The following is a 16193-nucleotide window of genomic DNA, read 5'->3' as shown; positions in this document are numbered from 1 at the left end:
GCGTCGCCTCGGCGCGCTCGAGATTGCGGCCGAGCCAGAACAGATTGTCGGCGGCGCGGCTCGGCACCACGCCGGCGATGCGCCGGATCCGCACGTTGTCGACCGCCGGCAGCAGGCTGGCGGTCGATACCGCCTTGTCGGACACCACCCAGACATCCGCCGCCCTCGCGCCGTCGCCCATCGACACCGCGCGGGCATCGGGCTGATCGGCTATCCGGCAGAACCCGCCGGGCATGATGGTCCACCCACCGGGCGTCGCCGCCGCGAACACGCGCAGTACGAACGGGCGCGGCGTGATGTGTCCGTTGTCCCATACCGGCGTGGTCGACAGCCGAACCAGTTCCTGGCCGACATAATCGATGCCGCGGTCCGATATCGCGGTCTTCAGCCGTTCCCGTTCGCTGGCCGACAATTCGCCGGCGAGGATGGGGCCTCTGCCGAATCCGGGAACGCCCCTGCCATACGCGCCTTCGATGGCGAATTCGTCGAGCCGTGCCAGCACTTCCTCGCGCGCGGCCTTCTGGCCGCACCACCAGGTCGCGATATGCGGCATCTTCAGGTCTTCGCCGAAAAACCGCTGGCTCAGGCTAGGCAGGAAACCCAACAGCGCCCGTGCCTCCATCACGCCCGAGCCCGGCATGTTGGCCATCACGACGCCGTTCTTTCGGATCACGTCGATCAGGCCGGGCACGCCGAGTTGCGAGGATGCGTCGAGCTCCAGCGGATCGAGCGAATTGGAATCGACCCGGCGCAGCAGCACGTCGAGCCGCTTCAACCCGGCGACGGTGCGGATATGGATGCGGTCGCCGCTGACGGCGAGATCGTCACCCTCGACCAGCAGAAAGCCGAGGTAGCGCGCCAGCGTGGCGTGCTCGAAATAGGTTTCGCTGAAGGTGCCCGGCGTCAGCAATCCGATGCGCGGCTCATCGCGGTCGGCGCTGGCGCGAAGTGAGTCGCGGAAGGCCTCGAAGAACGGGGCCACGCGCTCGACGTTCATGGATTTGTAGAGCGAGGGAAAGGCGCGCGACAGCACCAGCCGGTTTTCAAGCGCATAGCCCGCGCCCGATGGCGCCTGGGTGCGGTCGCCCAGCACCCACCAGCGGCCGTCGGGCCCGCGCCCGACATCGGCGGCATAGATGCTGAGATAGCGGCCGCCCGGCGGTTTGACGCCGCACACCGAGCGCAGATATTCGGTGCTGCCGGCAATCGCCGCGGCAGGTATCGCACCCTCCGCCACCAGGCGGCCGTCGCCATAGAGGTCGTTCAGCACCAGCTCGAGCAATTCCGCGCGCTGCACGATGCCCGCTGTCAATTGCTGCCAGTCGGCCTCGTCGATCAGCAGCGGCAGATGGCTCAGCGGCCAGAGCCGGTCGGCGGTTTCGCCCGGCGCGCGATAGGTCACGCCGGCTTCCCGCAGATGCCGGTCGGCGGCGCCGAAGCGGCGTTCGATATCGGCGGGGCTCAGGCTCGCGAAGGCCTCGAAGAACCGGTTCCAGACCGCGCGCGGCGCGCCATCCTGGCCGATATATTCATCCGGGATTCCCGGCAGCCGGACATAGTCGCGCGCCCACTGCGCCACGCGCCGGTTGCCCGGGCGGGCCCTGGCTCCCTGACTGCGAAGGCTTGCGCCGCTACTTTCCTGGCCGTCGTTTCCCGCCATCCCGAGTCTCCAGCCTCTGCCTATTCAATGCAGGAGCGGCGCCCTCAAGTCGAGGGTCAAGGGGAACTCAATTGTGCGTTCTTCGCGGGGCGGGTCGATCTTGCCGGGGGTGTGGCCATGGTCCTGGAACCGGGCCAGCCGGCGGGCTTCGGCCTCGTAGGAATTGACCGGTTTGGTGTCGTAAGTGCGGCCCCCCGGATGGGCGACGTGGTAGACGCAGCCGCCCAGCGAGCGGCCGTTCCACGTATCGATCAGGTCGAATGTCAGCGGCGCGTGAACCGGGATGGTCGGGTGCAGGCCGGAATGCGGCTGCCAGGCCTTGAAGCGGACGCCCGCGACCGCCTCGCCGGCGCGGCCGGTTTCGGTCATCGGCATCCGCCGGCCGTTGCAGGTGACGACGTGGCGACCCTCGACGAAGCCCGTGGCCTTGACCTGCAGCCGCTCCACAGAGGAATCGACGTAGCGGACGGTGCCGCCGGCCGAGCCCTCTTCGCCGAGAACGTGCCAGGGCTCCAGCGCCTGCCGCACTTCGAGTGCGACGCCGCCATGGTGGACCCGGCCGAACACCGGAAAACGAAACTCGAGCTGGGCCGCATACCAGTCCGGCGAAAAATCGTAGCCCGACTGCTTCAGCTCCTCGAGCACGCCCTGAAAATCCTCCCAGAGGAAATGCGGCAGCATGAAGCGATCATGCAGCGTGGTGCCCCAGCGCACGAACTTGCCCTGCTGCGGCTCGCGCCAGAGTTTTGCGATCAAGGCCCGGATCAGCAGTTGCTGCGCCAGTGACATGCGCGGATCGGGCGGCATTTCCAAAGCGCGGAATTCGACCAGCCCGAGCCGCCCGGTGGCGCCGTCGGGCGAATAGAGCTTGTCGATGCAGATTTCGGCGCGGTGGGTATTGCCGGTGATATCGACCAGGATGTGCCGGAACAGGCGGTCGACCAGCCACAGCGGCGCCGGGGTGCCCGGCGGCGGCACGTGGGACAGCGCAATCTCCAGTTCGTAAAGCCCGTCATGGCGGGCCTCGTCGATACGCGGCGCCTGGCTGGTCGGACCGATGAACATGCCGGAGAACAAATAGGACAGCGACGGATGCCGCTGCCAGTACAGCACGAGGCTCTTCAGCAAGTCCGGACGACGCAGGAACGGCGAGTCCGCGGGCGTGGAGCCGCCGACCACGACATGATTGCCGCCGCCGGTGCCGGTGTGGCGGCCGTCGACCAAATACTTGTTGGCGCCGAGCCTCGTCTGCGCGGCATCTTCGTAAAGCCCGAAGGTGATATCGACGGCCTCGCGCCAGTTCTGCGCCGGCTGGATGTTGATCTCGATCACGCCCGGGTCGGGCGTCACCTTGATCACCTCGACGCGTGGGTCATACGGCGGCGGATAGCCCTCGACATGGACCTGCATCTGCATTTCTTCGGCGGTCGCCTCCACCGCCGTCACCAGTTCGAGATAATCCTCCAGCTTCTCCACCGGCGGCATGAACGCGCACAGAATGCCGTCGCGGATCTCGATCGACATCGCGGTGCGCACGCCGCCGCCCCTGAGCTGCTGCTCCTGCACCTCCTGATGAGGTGCTGCGCCGGCTGGCGCGGCACCGTCATAGACCGGCAGCTCCTCGCGCGGATCCAGCGGATCCTGTTCGACGATGTAGGGATATTCATCCGCCTCGATATGCGGCAAGGAGGCGATCGGCAGCCGCAAGCCCAGCGGCGAATCGCCCGGCGTCAGGAACAGATTGCCGCGGCGCAATTTCCAGCGCTCGCTCTTCCAGCGCGTGGATTTGGGGGCCTCGGCATTCCAGCGCTGGATCGGCAGCACAAAACCCTTGGGCACGTTCAGCCCCTGATCGAACACCCGCGCCATGCGCGAGCGCTCTTCCGGATCGGACAGTTTGGAATCGGATGGATCGACATTGGGCGGCAACCCGGCTTCCTTCTGCAGCCAGTGCGAGGGGTCTTCGAACGCCGGCAGGATGAACTCGGAATCGACGCCGAGTTTCTTCGCGGTGCCTTCGGCAAAACGTTCGGCATCTTCGATACTGGCTTTGCGCGGTTTCTCGATGGTGGCGATCAGTTCGGAGTTCTTCCAGATCGGTACGCCGTCCTTGCGCCAGTACAGCCCGAACGCCCAGCGCGGCAGGCTTTCGCCGGGATACCATTTGCCCTGCCCGTAATGCAGCAACCCGCCCGGCGCAAAGCGCGTGCGCAATTTTCGGATCAGATCGTCGGCGAGACCGCGCTTGGTCGGGCCGACCGCGGCAATGTTCCATTCCGGCGATTCCAGATCATCGACCGAGACGAAGGTCGGTTCGCCGCCCATGGTCAGGCGGACGTCGCCCGCTTTGAGATCGGCATCGACCTTTTCTCCGAGCGCGTCGAGCCGCGCCCAGGACTCGTCGGAGAACGGCCGGGTGATCCGCGGCGCTTCGCGGATCCGCTTGACGTTCATCTCGAAGCCGAATTCGACATTGGCAAATCCGACCGCGCCCGAGATCGGCGCCGCCGAACGGTAATGCGGCGTGGCGGCGACGGGGATGTGCCCCTCGCCGGTCAGCATGCCCGAGGTGACGTCGAACCCGATCCATCCAGCACCCGGCAGATACACTTCGGCCCAGGCGTGCAAATCGGTGAAATCGTTCTCGACCTCGCGCGGCCCCTCGACCGGATCGATGTCGGGGCGCAACTGAATGAGATAACCCGACACGAAACGGGCAGCGAGTCCGAGATGGCGCAGCGTTTGAATCAGCAACCACGCGGAGTCGCGGCAGGACCCCGCGCCTGATGCCAACGTCTGCTCCGGAGTCTGGATGCCCGGCTCCATCCGGATGATATAGCGGACCTGGTCGCGCAGTTTCGCGTTGAGATCGACCAGGAAATTGACCGTGCTGGTCGCCTCGCGCGGAATGCTCGCGAGGTACTTTGCAAACAGCGGTCCGGGTTCCATGGTCGCCAGATAAGGCGCGAGTTCGGTCTTGAGATCGTCGGTATAGGCAAACGGAAAACTGTCGGCATAGGGCTCGACGAAGAAGTCGAACGGGTTGATCACGGTCATCTGCGCCGTGAAATCGACCTCGATCTTGAACTCGCTCGCCTTCTCCGGAAAGACAAAACGGGCCAGCCAGTTGCCTTGCGGATCCTGCTGCCAGTTCACGAAGTGATTGGACGGCGTGACCTTGAGCGAATAGCTCAGGATCGGCGTGCGGGTATGCGGCGCCGGGCGCAAGCGGATGGTTTGAGGGCCGAGGTCGATCGGTCGGTCGTATTTGTAATGCGTGACGTGATGTAGTGCGACGAAGATCGACAAAGTCTGTGTGCTCCAGCAGCTTTTTTAAGCAGAACACTGGTTCCGGGTGGGATCAAGCATTAACAACGGGCAGCAGTTGCCTAGCGAAGGGGCGAATGGCGAGTAGGGAACGAGTTCCATTCGCTACTCGCCATTCGCTCTTCTACATCGTCGCCCCGAGCACCCATGGCGCAAACTCGGCGCCGCCGAAATCAAAACTCTCGCTCTTGGTCGGCTTGCCTGAGGCGGTTTCCAGCATCAGTTCGAAAATGCGCTGGCCGCATTGCTGCACGGTCTCTTCGCCATCGAGGATGGTGCCGCAATTGACATCCATGTCGTCTTCCATGCGCTTGTACATCGCCGAGTTGGTGGCGAGCTTGATCGACGGCGCCGGCTTGCAGCCGAACACGCTGCCGCGGCCGGTGGTGAAGCAGACGAGGTTGGCGCCGCCGGCGACCTGCCCGGTTGCCGCGACCGGGTCGTAACCGGGCGTGTCCATGAAGACAAAGCCCTTTTTCGTCACCTCCTCCGCGTAGTTCAGCACGTCGACCAGATTGGTGCTGCCGGCCTTGGCCATCGCGCCCAATGACTTCTCCAGGATCGTGGTCAGACCGCCGGCCTTGTTGCCGGGGCTGGGATTGGCGTTCATCTCGGCGCCTTCCCGCGCCGTGTATTCCTCCCACCAGCGCATCAGCGCCACCAGCTTTTCGCCGACCTCGCGGCTGACGGCGCGGCGGGTCAACAGATGTTCGGCGCCGTAGGTCTCCGGTGTCTCCGACAGGATCACAGTGCCGCCGTGGCGGACCAGCAGATCGCTCGCAGCCCCCAGCGCCGGATTGGCCGAGACGCCGGAATAGCCGTCGGAGCCGCCGCATTGCAGCGCCACGGTCAGTTCGCTGGCCGAGACCGGCTCGCGCTTGACGTTGTTGGCGTCGACCAGCGCCTCGCGCACGAAGGCAACGCCCGCTTCCACGGTCTTGCGGGTGCCGCCGACTTCCTGGATGTCCATCGCGCGCAAGCGTCCGGCGAGTTTCTGCTCCTGCATCAGCCCGCCGATCTGGTTGACCTCGCAGCCCAGCCCCAGCACGATGACAGCGGAAAAGTTCGCATGCCGCGCATAGCCGCCGAGGGTACGGCGAAGCAGGCGCAGCGGCTCGTCCTGGGTCATGCCGCAGCCGGTCTTGTGGGTCAGCGCGACCACGCCGTCGACATTGGGAAAATCCGCCAGCGGGTTGTCGCCGGTGAACGGATTCTTCTTGAAGATATCGGCGACCATGCCCGCGACATGCGCGCTGCAGTTCACCGAAGTGAGGATGCCGATGTAATTGCGGGTGGCGACGCGCCCGTCGGGGCGGCGGATGCCTTCAAACGTCGCGGGCAGATCGAAATTCGGCGTCGGCGTGACGTCGACGCCGAAGGCATAGTCCTTGGCGAAATCGCCCATGCCGCAATTCTGGGTATGCACATGCTGGCCAGGCTCAATCGGCACCGTCGCGAAGCCGATGATCTGGCCATAACGGCGGATCGGCTCGCCCATCGCGATCGGCCTGATCGCCACCTTGTGGCCGGCCGGAATCCGCTCGGCGGTGGTAACCCCCTCCGCCACCACCATGCCGGGCGGCAGGCTGGAGCGTGCGATCAGCACACCATCATCGGGATGCAGGCGTATGACGGGGGCTGCGGCCATGGGATGTCTCCTTGGTGAAGGGGCGAATGGCGAGTAGCGAATGGCGAGTAGCGAAGGGTGTTACCCCACCGCAACTCGCTACTCTCTAATCCCCATTCGCCATTCGCTATTCGCCATTCGCTTCTTACTACGCCTTGCCGCCGGAGTCCTTGCGGGTCTGGTTCACCTGCATCTTGGCGTAGGTCGCCATCAGTCCGCTTTCGTTTGACAGCGTGACGAGCTTGAAGCCCATGTTGATGGCGCGGGTAGCGCCCTCCGCGCCCGAGCAGTGGATGCCGGGATAGAGGTTGCGCTTGCCGCACTCCTTGATGATCTTCTCATAGATCTTGAGGATCTCCGGCTCGTCGCGGTCCAGTTTCGGCACCAGCCCGTAGGAGAAGCCGAGGTCGGAAGGACCGATATAGACGCCATTGATGCCCTCGACATCGAGGATCGATTCCATGTTCTCGATCGCGGTCTTGGTCTCCATCATCGGCAGCAGCACGATCTCGTCATTGGCGGTCTGCTGATAGGTGCCGGCCGAGCCGTACATGCCGGAGCGGATCGGGCCGTTGGAGCGCGTACCCTTCGGCGGATATTTTGCGTACTGAACCAGGTTTTTGGCTTCCTCCGGCGTGTTGATCATCGGGCAGATCACGCCATAGGCGCCGCCGTCGAGCACCTTGCCGATGATGCCGGGCTCGTTCCAGGGAACGCGGACCATCGGCGTCACCGGATGACCGTTCATGGCCTGGAAACACTGCACCATCGACTGGTAATCCTGGACGCCGTGCTGCATGTCGACGGTAACGCTGTCGAAACCGCATTGCGCGATCACCTCGGCGGAGAAGCCCGACGGGATCGCCAGCCAGGCATTGACCACGGCCTTGCCCGAAGCCCAGACTTTCTTGACGTTGTTGGTTGTCATTGATCGCGTTTCCTTCTGTGATCGTTGCAATCGGTTGAAAATTCACCGCCGCCTAGCTGGCGGCCTTCTGGATGCTGACTTCGCTGACGCCGACCTCGCGGGCAGTATTGACGATCGCGGCCCAGGTATCGTCAGGCAGCGGCACGCCGTTTTTGGTGCGGTCGGCGCGCGTCTTCCGCTCGGAATCTCCAGGGATCAGCACGGCATCGACGCCGGCCACAGGCTTGGTCGCCCGGATGAAGTCGCTGTAGCGCGAGATTTCGCCGTCGAAGAAATTGCTGGTGTCGATCACCTTGGGGTCGACATAGAACGCCAGCATGCCGTTGGCAAAGCGCCGGTCTCCCGACGTCGCTCCCGTCCCCGTCAGCGCGCCGCCGAGCAGTTCGCAGATGAAGGCGAGGCCGGAGCCCTTGTGCTCGCCGAAGGCGCGGATCGCGCCGGACCCCTTGCTGTGATCGCGCGGTCCCTCCGCGCTGTGCGGCCCGTACAGCACCGCCGGATCCTCGCTCAAGCTGCCGTCGGCATCGATCAGCGCTCCCTTCGGCAATTTCTTGCCGCCCCGGCTCGCTACCAGCACCTTGCCTTCGGCGACGATCGACGTCGCAAAATCCAGCACGATCGGATCCTGGCCCACGCGCGGGATGCCGACGCAGTAGGGCGCGGTCGACAGCCGCTTCTCGACGCCACCGAAAGGCGCGACCAGCAGCGAGCCGGCGGCATTGACGAAGTGGATCGAGACCAGTCCTTCGGCTGCCGCCATTTCCGCCCAGTCGCCGACCCGGCCGATATGTCCGGCATTGCGCAGCGCCACCGCCGACAAACCCGATGCCTTGCATTTCTCGATGCCGATCTTGACCGCCTGCGGCGTGACGGTTTGCCCGTAGCCGAACTTGCCGTCGACCACCGCCAGCGACGGCGTATCGACCACGACCTCGGCGATCTGGTTCGGCACCACGGAGCCCATTTTCTTCCAGCGGATGTAGACCGGCACCCGGATCACGCCGTGGCTGTCATGGCCGGTGAGATTGGCGGTCGTCAGATAGGTCGCGATACGTTTCGCCTCTTCGGGCGAGGATTCGGAATGGGCGAAGACTTCGGCAACGAAGTTGATCAGGTTCTGAACTTGTATGGTGACCATATGCGGATTTTCACCCTGTCCCTGGTTCGGCGCCGGCCGCATCGTCAGCGGCGACCCTGCTCCCGCACCGGTTTTCATGACCGGCTTGGCGGCCACTTTGAGCGAAAAATCGCGGGCGTGTCTATGGCTTCCACCATCCTCGAGGCGCGATTGCGATGATTTGCCGGGCCGCTATGCACCGTGCCGGTAGCATCATGCAAATTTGCGCTTACTGGTCCGCTTCCACACTGCCTTCCTCCGCCACTTCCATGGCGGAAAGGCTGTGTTCAAGCGCGGCGAGCATCTCCTGTAGCTCGGCGAGCCTGCGGGCGCCGAAACGCTTGGTGATGGCCGCATAGATCGCTTCCGACGACGGTGCGACCGCCGCGATCAGCTTGAGGCCATCAGCCGAAATCGACACCACGGCGCGGCGCTGATCGGCTTCCGCAACCCGGCGCTCGATCAGCTGCCGCGCTTCCAGGTCGCGCAGGATGCGGGACAGGCTCGGGCCGAGCAGAAACGCGGTCCGCGCCAGTTCGGTAACCTCGATGGTCTCGACCGCGGCCAGCGCGCGCAGGATACGCCATTGCTGTTCGGTCAACTCGTGATGGCGCAGCGAGGGACGAAACTGCCGCATCACCGCCTCGCGCGCGCGCAGCAGCGACATCGGCAGCGAACGGGAGAAGTCCCGCATCGGCACCCGCCGCGCGGCTACGCCCGCCGGACCCGATCCGGAATTTTTGGCCGACTGCTTCCGCGCCATGTCGATCGGATGCTCCAGGTTTGCGCTGCAGCAAGCAGCAAATCAGTTTGCGCCTAACCATTTAACATGTTAATCATTTGCCGGCATCCTCTTTTTTGCTGGTTCCGCATGGCTCTTTCCGCAGACGAAATCCGCAGCGCCGCCGAACGGCTGCATCAGGCGGAAAAGACCCGCCAGCAGATCCGGCAGCTGTCGCTGGATCATCCCGGCATTACGCTTGATGACGCCTATGCGATCCAGAAGGCGTGGGTCGCGATCAAGCTCGCCGAGGGCCGCGTCGTCAAAGGCCACAAGATCGGCCTGACCTCGAAGGCGATGCAGAGCGCGCTCAATATCGACGAACCGGATTCCGGCATCCTGCTCGACGACATGTTCTTTGCCGATGGCGGCCTTGTACCCTCGGACCGTTTTATCGGCACGCGGATCGAGGCTGAACTCGCCTTCATCATGAAGCAGCGGCTGTCGGGCCCGAACTGCACCCTTTTCGATGTGCTCAACGCCACCGATTTCGTGGTGCCGGCGCTGGAAATTCTCGACACACGGATCGAACGGATCGATCCCGTGACCAAATCGACGCGAAAAATTTTCGACACCATCGCCGACAACGCCGCCAATGCCGGGATCGTGCTCGGCGGCCGCCCGTTGCGCCCCGGGGATGCCGACCTGCGCTGGATTGGCGCGTTGTGCTACCGTAATGGCCAGCTGGAGAAGACCGGGCTCGCCGCCGGCGTGCTCAACCATCCCGCGACCAGCGTCGCCTGGCTCGCCAACAAGATCTCCGCCAATGGGCTAGCGCTCGAAGCCGGGCAAGTGGTGCTGGCGGGATCGTTCATCCGTCCGATCGAGACCCGCAAAGGCGACACGATTCAGGCCGACTATGGCGCTTACGGCACGGTGAGCTGTTACTTCGCTTGAAGCATTCAGGCACACTCGTTGGGGTAGACAGGACATGCCGCATTTCACCATCGAATATTCAGCCAATCTCGACGCCCGCGTCGACATGGCCGCGATTGTCGAGGTGGTTCGCAAGGCGGCGGTGGAAACCGGGATCTTTCCGCTCGGAGGGATTCGAGTCCGCGCCGTCAGATGCGAGCATTACGCCATCGCCGACGGCAATCCGCACCACGGCTTTCTCGCGATGGTGCTGCGGCTTGGCGAGGGCCGCGATCTCGCGGCGCGAAAGAAGGCCGGCGAGCATATTCTCCGCGCGCTGTCCGACCATCTCGATCCGGTCTTTGCAAATTCAAAGTTCGCACTGTCGTTCGATATGCAGATCAACGACAAGGAAACCAGCTGGAAGCGCAACAACATCCACGACGCCCTGAAAGTGGAGACCATCAATGGATAAGGCCACGCCGAAAGACGTATTTTCCGCCAACCGCGAGCGCGCGGCACCGCTGCTGAAGCAACTGCGGGCCGACGGCATCGGACACATGATCGACGGCAAGATCGAACCGTCGGTCACCGGCGACAGTTTTGAAACCAGATCGCCGATCGATGGCACGGTGCTGGCGACCGTCGCCCGCGGCGGGCCTGAGGATATCGATCGGGCCGCCACCGCGGCGGCAAAGGCCTTCAAGGCCTGGCGCGACATGCCGGCGCCGATGCGGAAGAAACTGCTGCATCGCGTCGCCGACGCCATCGAGGACCGCGCCGACGATATCGCCGTGCTCGAATGCATCGACACCGGCCAGGCCCACCGCTTCATGGCCAAGGCCGCGGTGCGGGCGGCGGAAAATTTCCGTTTCTTCGCCGACAGATGCGCCGAGGCGCGAGACGGACTCAATACGCCCAGTGAAGAGCACTGGAACATTTCGACCCGGGTGCCGATCGGCCCGGTCGGTGTCATCACGCCGTGGAATACGCCGTTCATGCTGTCGACCTGGAAGATCGCCCCTGCCCTCGCCGCCGGCTGCACCGTGGTGCACAAGCCGGCGGAATGGTCGCCAGTCACGGCCGACCTGCTGGCAAGACTTGTAAAGCAGGCCGGCGTCCCCGACGGCGTACTCAACACCGTGCACGGTATCGGCGAGGAAGCCGGCAAGGCGCTGACCGAACATCCCGCCATCAAGGCGATCGGCTTTGTCGGCGAGAGCTCGACGGGATCGGCGATCATGGCGCAGGGCGCGCCGACCCTGAAGCGGGTGCATTTCGAACTCGGCGGCAAGAACCCGGTGATCGTGTTCGACGACGCCGACCTCGAGCGCGCGCTCGATGCCGTGGTGTTCATGATCTACTCGCTGAACGGCGAGCGCTGCACCTCGTCGAGCCGGCTCCTGGTCCAGCAGGGCATTGCCGAAAAATTCATCGAGAAGCTGACGGCGCGGGTGAAAGCGCTCCGGGTCGGCCACCCGCTCGATCCCGTCACCGAAATCGGGCCGCTGATCCACGAGCGGCATCTTGCAAAAGTCTGCTCCTATTTCGACGTCGCACGGAAGGACGGCGCGGTGATCGCGATCGGCGGCAAGCCGCATGACGGCCCCGGCGGCGGGCATTATGTGCAGCCGACGCTGGTCACCGGCGCAACTGCAAAAATGCGGGTCGCGCAGGAGGAAGTGTTCGGACCGTTCCTGACCGTGATCCCGTTCCGCGATGAAGCCGAGGCGATCGAGATCGCCAATGGCGTGCAATATGGCCTGACCGGCTATGTCTGGACCGGCGACATGGGCCGCGCGCTGCGCGTCGCCGACGCGCTGGAAGCCGGCATGATCTGGCTCAATTCGGAGAACGTCCGCCATCTGCCGACCCCGTTCGGCGGCATGAAGTCCTCCGGCATCGGCCGCGACGGCGGCGACTATTCGTTCGACTTCTACATGGAAACCAAGCACGTCTCGCTGGCGCGGGGCACCCACAAGATTCAGAAGCTGGGCTCCTCCTCATCCTGAGGAGCGCGCTCTTCGCGCGCGTCTCGAAGGATGGCGCCACGGGCTCTCATGGTTCGAGACGGCGCTGAAGAAGCGCCTCCTCACCATGAGGAATAGAAATCTACGAACTGGGACAGAAAATATGCCGGTACCTACACACACCTTCGATCCACCGTTCAACATCATCCGCTCCAGCCACGTCGTGCTCGACGTGACCGATCTTGGGGCATCCCGAGAGTTTTACGAAGCCACGGTCGGGCTGCATGTCGAGGACCACGACGACAAGGCAGTGTATCTGCGCGGCAGCGAGGAGCATCAGCATCACTCGCTGGTGCTGCGAAAAGCGGCGACGGCGGCGTGCAACCGGCTGGGGTTCAAGGTCGGCAACGAAGGCGATCTCGACAAGGCCGCGGCGTTTTTTTCCGGGGCCGGCGTGAGCTACGCGTTCACCGAGCAACCGTTTCAGGGCCGCACCCTGCACTTCACTGATCCCTTCGGGTTTCAGATCGAACTCTATGCCGCGATGGACAAGCGGCCACATCTTTTGCGCCGCTACGATCTCTACAAGGGCTGCCATCCGCAGCGGATCGACCATTTCAACGTATTCGCTGCCGAAGTGCAGGACACCGTCGATTTCTATGCGCGGCTCGGCTTTCGCCTCACCGAGTATGGCGAGGAAGACGGGCCGCACGGCCGCATGGCCGCAGCCTGGATGCACCGCAAGGGCAACGTTCATGATTTCGCCATTACCAACGGCAAGGGCCCTCGCCTGCACCACTTCGCCTATTGGGTACCGACCGCGATGAACATTTTGCACCTGTGCGACGTGATGGCTTCGAGCGGGTACCTGAAGAACATCGAGCGCGGACCCGGCCGCCACGGCATTTCCAATGCGTTCTTCCTCTATGTCCGCGACCCCGACGGCCACCGGCTGGAGCTCTATACCAGCGACTATTTTACCGGCGATCACGACCACGAGCCGCTGCGCTGGTCGCTGAAGGATCCGCGCCGGCAAACGCTGTGGGGCGCGCCGGCGCCACGTTCCTGGTTCGAACAGGGCTCGCCCTTTGTCGGCCAGGCCGTGCGCGAACCGCTGTTCGTCGCCGATGTCACCATTGCAGACTGAGTCCGGAAACCCGATGACCCCTCCCCGCCTCGCCACCTACTCCATCGACGGCGCGACCCGATACGGCGCGGTTGTCGACGGCGGCATCGTCGATCTCTCCGCTCACTTCGCGAAGGAATATCCGACGCTGCGCGAGATCATCGCCGCGGGCGCGTTGACAAGACTGGCGGAGGAAGCCGCGCGCCGGCGACCGGACCATGCGCTCGATGCCATCACCTGGCTGCCCCCGATCCCGGCGCCGGAACAGATCATCTGCATCGGCGTCAACTACCCGGACCGTAACGCCGAGTACAAGGACGGCCTGGACGCCCCGAAGTATCCCAGCATGTTCATGCGCACGCCGCGCTCCTTCGTCGGCCATGAGACGCCGCTGGTGCGCCCGCGCGCCTCGGCGCAGCTCGATTACGAGGGCGAACTTGTCCTGATCATCGGCAAGGCCGGACGGCACATTGCGGAGAGTGCTGCGCTGGAGCACATCGCCGCGGTCACGCTGTGCAACGAAGGCACTATCCGCGACTGGGTCCGGCACGCCAAGTTCAATGTCACGCAGGGCAAGAATTTTGACTCGACCGGCAGCCTCGGCCCGTGGATCGTCCCCTACACCAGTGAAGCCCAGATCGCCGACATCCGCCTGACCACGCGGGTGAATGGCGAGACGCGGCAGGACGACCGCACGGGACGGCTGATCTTCGGCTTCCGCTATCTGATCAACTACCTCTCGACCTTCACCACGCTGGTGCCCGGCGACGTCGTCGTCACGGGAACACCGACCGGCGCCGGCGCACGGTTCGATCCGCCGCGTTACCTGAAACCCGGCGACGTCGTCGAGGTCGAGGCCGATGGCGTCGGCGTGCTGCGCAATGGCGTGGTTGACGAGGCCTGATGAACATCTTTCTGAGCGATTGGACATCACCATGAGCGTAAATTCCGGCGGCGAAGCGATTGTCAGCGGTCTGGTCGCGCACGGGGTCGATACCGTGTTCGGCCTGCCCGGCGCGCAGATCTACGGCCTGTTCGACGGCTTTCATCAGGCGCAGCTGAAAGTGATCGGCGCGCGGCACGAGCAGGCCTGCGGCTACATGGCCTTCGGCTATGCCCGCTCGAGCGGCCGGCCCGGCGTGTTCAGCGTGGTGCCCGGTCCGGGCGTCCTCAATGCCAGCGCGGCGCTGCTCACCGCGCTCGGCTGCAATGAACCGGTGCTGTGCCTGACCGGACAGGTGCCGACGAATTTTCTCGGCAAGGGCCGCGGCCATCTGCACGAGATGCCGGACCAGCTGGCGACGCTGCGGACTTTTGTCAAATGGGCCGACCGCATCGAATATCCCGATAACGCACCGGCGCTGGTCTCACGCGCCTTTCAGGAGATGCTGTCGGGCCGCCGCGGGCCGGCATCGCTGGAAATGCCCTGGGACGTGTTCACGCAGCGCGCGGAAACCGGGCCGGCAAGAGTGTTCGATCCGTTCCCGGCGCCATTGCCCGATCCCGATCGCATCAAGGCCGCCGCCGCGCTGATTGCCGGCAGCAAGACGCCGATGATTTTTGTCGGCAGCGGGGCCATCGACGCGCGTGACGACATCCTCGAACTCGCCGAACTGATCGACGCGCCCGTGGTGGCGTTCCGCAGCGGCCGCGGCATCGTCTCCAACGCCCACGAACTCGGGCTGACCATGGCGGCGGCCTACAGGCTGTGGCCCAAGACCGATCTGATCATCGGGATCGGGAGCCGCATGGAGTTGCCGTCCTCGGGGTTCCGGTGGCCGTTTCAGCCCCAGGGCCTGAAATCGATTCGCATCGATATCGATCCGTCGGAGATGCGCCGCCTGACGCCAGATGCCGCCGTGGTCGCCGATGCGCAGGCGGGAACAAGCGAGCTGCTCGCGGCGGTGAGAAAGGCTGGCTACGCAAAAACCAGCGGCCGTCGCGCCACGATCCGCGAGGCCTCGGCGGCGGCGCTGCAGGAAATTCAGTCGGTGCAGCCACAGATGGCGTACCTCAACATTTTGCGCGAGGTGCTGCCGCAAAACGCCATCGTCACCGATGAGCTGTCGCAGGTCGGCTTTGCATCCTGGTACGGCTTTCCGGTCTACCAGCCGCGCACGTTCATCACTTCAGGTTACCAAGGCACGCTCGGCTCCGGCTTTCCCACGGCACTCGGCGCCAAGGTGGCCAATCCCGACCGGCCGGTGGTCGCGATCACCGGCGATGGCGGCTTCATGTTCAGCGTGCAGGAACTCGCAACCGCCGTGCAGTTCAACATCGCCGTGGTGACGCTGGTGTTCAACAACAACGCCTACGGCAATGTGCGGCGCGACCAGCGCGAGCGTTTCGAGGGCCGCGTGGTGGCGTCCGACCTGGTCAATCCGGATTTTGTAAAACTCGCGGAATCCTTCGGGGTCGGCGCGGCGCGCGTCACCTCACCGGATCATTTCCGTGCCGCGCTGGAAAAGGCGCTGGCGCATGGCGGACCCTATCTGATCGAAATCGAGGTGCCGACGGATTCGGAGGTCACGCCGTGGACGTTTATTCATCCCGCGAAGCCGTGAATTTGTCATTCCGGGGCGCGAGCCCCTTGGCGAGCGAACCCGGAATCTCGAGATTCCGGGTCTGGTCCTTCGGACCATCCCGGAATGACGTCAGATTCTCCGCACGATCATCCCCTGCTGCGCTCGCAACGCCGCGATCGCCAGCAGGCCGGCACCGGCGACCGCCCAGCACGCCACCGGCGCCCAGTGCAGCAGCGGCGCGTATTCCGGCAGTTTCTGCAGGCCGCCGGCGACCGCC

Annotated in this window: 12 protein-coding genes and 1 pseudogene; 6 read left to right on the top strand and 7 right to left on the bottom strand. The window is 64.5% G+C overall.

Going from position 1 to position 16193, the window contains the following annotated elements:
• The 6 genes from Q7T45_RS26725 to hpaR form a co-directional block, all read right to left on the bottom strand.
• Positions 1-1660 (bottom strand): circularly permuted type 2 ATP-grasp protein (locus Q7T45_RS26725; protein ID WP_304874981.1); only part of this gene is annotated, 1660 nt, incomplete at its 3' end.
• Positions 1661-1684: 24 nt separating this feature from the next.
• Positions 1685-4969 carry a DUF2126 domain-containing protein gene (locus Q7T45_RS26720; RefSeq protein ID WP_304874980.1) on the bottom strand — a complete coding sequence of 1095 codons (3285 nt, stop codon included), beginning with the start codon at positions 4967-4969 and terminating at the stop codon, positions 1685-1687.
• A gap of 142 nt (positions 4970-5111) precedes the next feature.
• Entirely contained in the window at positions 5112-6635 is a 1524-nt protein-coding gene (locus tag Q7T45_RS26715) for a UxaA family hydrolase (protein ID WP_304874978.1), read from the bottom strand.
• A gap of 127 nt (positions 6636-6762) precedes the next feature.
• Positions 6763-7542: an HpcH/HpaI aldolase/citrate lyase family protein gene (locus Q7T45_RS26710; RefSeq protein ID WP_304874976.1), complete on the bottom strand. Its 780-nt coding sequence runs from the start codon at positions 7540-7542 to the stop codon at positions 6763-6765.
• 52 nt (positions 7543-7594) lie between these two features.
• Positions 7595-8680: a malate/lactate/ureidoglycolate dehydrogenase gene (locus Q7T45_RS26705; protein ID WP_304874983.1), complete on the bottom strand. Its 1086-nt coding sequence runs from the start codon at positions 8678-8680 to the stop codon at positions 7595-7597.
• Positions 8681-8888: 208 nt separating this feature from the next.
• Complete coding sequence (gene hpaR, locus Q7T45_RS26700) at positions 8889-9422, bottom strand: homoprotocatechuate degradation operon regulator HpaR (protein ID WP_304874975.1); 534 nt, start codon at positions 9420-9422, stop codon at positions 8889-8891.
• Between the two features lie 108 nt (positions 9423-9530).
• Between hpaR and hpaH the strand changes: the two genes are divergently transcribed.
• The 6 genes from hpaH (at position 9531) to Q7T45_RS26670 (ending at position 15955) form a co-directional block, all read left to right on the top strand.
• On the top strand, positions 9531-10337 hold the full coding sequence (gene hpaH / locus Q7T45_RS26695; RefSeq protein ID WP_304874973.1) for a 2-oxo-hept-4-ene-1,7-dioate hydratase: 807 nt from the start codon (positions 9531-9533) through the stop codon (positions 10335-10337).
• 34 nt (positions 10338-10371) lie between these two features.
• Positions 10372-10770 (top strand): 5-carboxymethyl-2-hydroxymuconate Delta-isomerase, encoded by a 399-nt coding sequence (locus Q7T45_RS26690; RefSeq protein ID WP_304874971.1) that lies wholly within the window; start codon positions 10372-10374, stop codon positions 10768-10770.
• On the top strand, positions 10763-12307 hold the full coding sequence (gene hpaE, locus Q7T45_RS26685) for a 5-carboxymethyl-2-hydroxymuconate semialdehyde dehydrogenase (RefSeq protein WP_304874970.1): 1545 nt from the start codon (positions 10763-10765) through the stop codon (positions 12305-12307). Before Q7T45_RS26690 ends, hpaE begins: the two co-directional genes overlap by 8 nt.
• A gap of 121 nt (positions 12308-12428) precedes the next feature.
• On the top strand, positions 12429-13412 hold the full coding sequence (gene hpaD / locus Q7T45_RS26680) for a 3,4-dihydroxyphenylacetate 2,3-dioxygenase (RefSeq protein ID WP_304874968.1): 984 nt from the start codon (positions 12429-12431) through the stop codon (positions 13410-13412).
• 13 nt (positions 13413-13425) lie between these two features.
• Positions 13426-14295, top strand: a complete 870-nt coding sequence (locus tag Q7T45_RS26675) for a fumarylacetoacetate hydrolase family protein (RefSeq protein ID WP_304874967.1) — start codon at positions 13426-13428, stop codon at positions 14293-14295.
• 31 nt (positions 14296-14326) lie between these two features.
• Positions 14327-15955: a thiamine pyrophosphate-dependent enzyme gene (locus Q7T45_RS26670; RefSeq protein ID WP_304874965.1), complete on the top strand. Its 1629-nt coding sequence runs from the start codon at positions 14327-14329 to the stop codon at positions 15953-15955.
• A 90-nt stretch (positions 15956-16045) separates the two neighbouring features.
• Here the strand turns inward: Q7T45_RS26670 and Q7T45_RS26665 are convergent.
• A pseudogene (locus tag Q7T45_RS26665) lies at positions 16046-16193 on the bottom strand (MFS transporter); the annotation flags it as partial.

This window comes from Bradyrhizobium sp. (assembly GCF_030646015.1).
Lineage (GTDB): Bacteria > Pseudomonadota > Alphaproteobacteria > Rhizobiales > Xanthobacteraceae > Bradyrhizobium.
Note: the sequence above shows the minus strand (reverse complement) of the source record. Positions and strands in the feature narration are given on the sequence as shown.

Bases quoted from the DNA above. Each gene is read 5' to 3' on its own strand.
- Q7T45_RS26715 (WP_304874978.1), bottom strand. From the start codon at position 6,635: ATGGCCGCAGCCCCCGTCATACGCCTGCATCCCGATGATGGTGTGCTG.
- Q7T45_RS26710 (WP_304874976.1), bottom strand. From the start codon at position 7,542: ATGACAACCAACAACGTCAAGAAAGTCTGGGCTTCGGGCAAGGCCGTG.
- Q7T45_RS26705 (WP_304874983.1), bottom strand. From the start codon at position 8,680: ATGGTCACCATACAAGTTCAGAACCTGATCAACTTCGTTGCCGAAGTC.
- hpaR (WP_304874975.1), bottom strand. From the start codon at position 9,422: ATGGCGCGGAAGCAGTCGGCCAAAAATTCCGGATCGGGTCCGGCGGGC.
- hpaH (WP_304874973.1), top strand. From the start codon at position 9,531: ATGGCTCTTTCCGCAGACGAAATCCGCAGCGCCGCCGAACGGCTGCAT.
- Q7T45_RS26690 (WP_304874971.1), top strand. From the start codon at position 10,372: ATGCCGCATTTCACCATCGAATATTCAGCCAATCTCGACGCCCGCGTC.
- hpaE (WP_304874970.1), top strand. From the start codon at position 10,763: ATGGATAAGGCCACGCCGAAAGACGTATTTTCCGCCAACCGCGAGCGC.
- hpaD (WP_304874968.1), top strand. From the start codon at position 12,429: ATGCCGGTACCTACACACACCTTCGATCCACCGTTCAACATCATCCGC.
- Q7T45_RS26675 (WP_304874967.1), top strand. From the start codon at position 13,426: ATGACCCCTCCCCGCCTCGCCACCTACTCCATCGACGGCGCGACCCGA.
- Q7T45_RS26670 (WP_304874965.1), top strand. From the start codon at position 14,327: ATGAGCGTAAATTCCGGCGGCGAAGCGATTGTCAGCGGTCTGGTCGCG.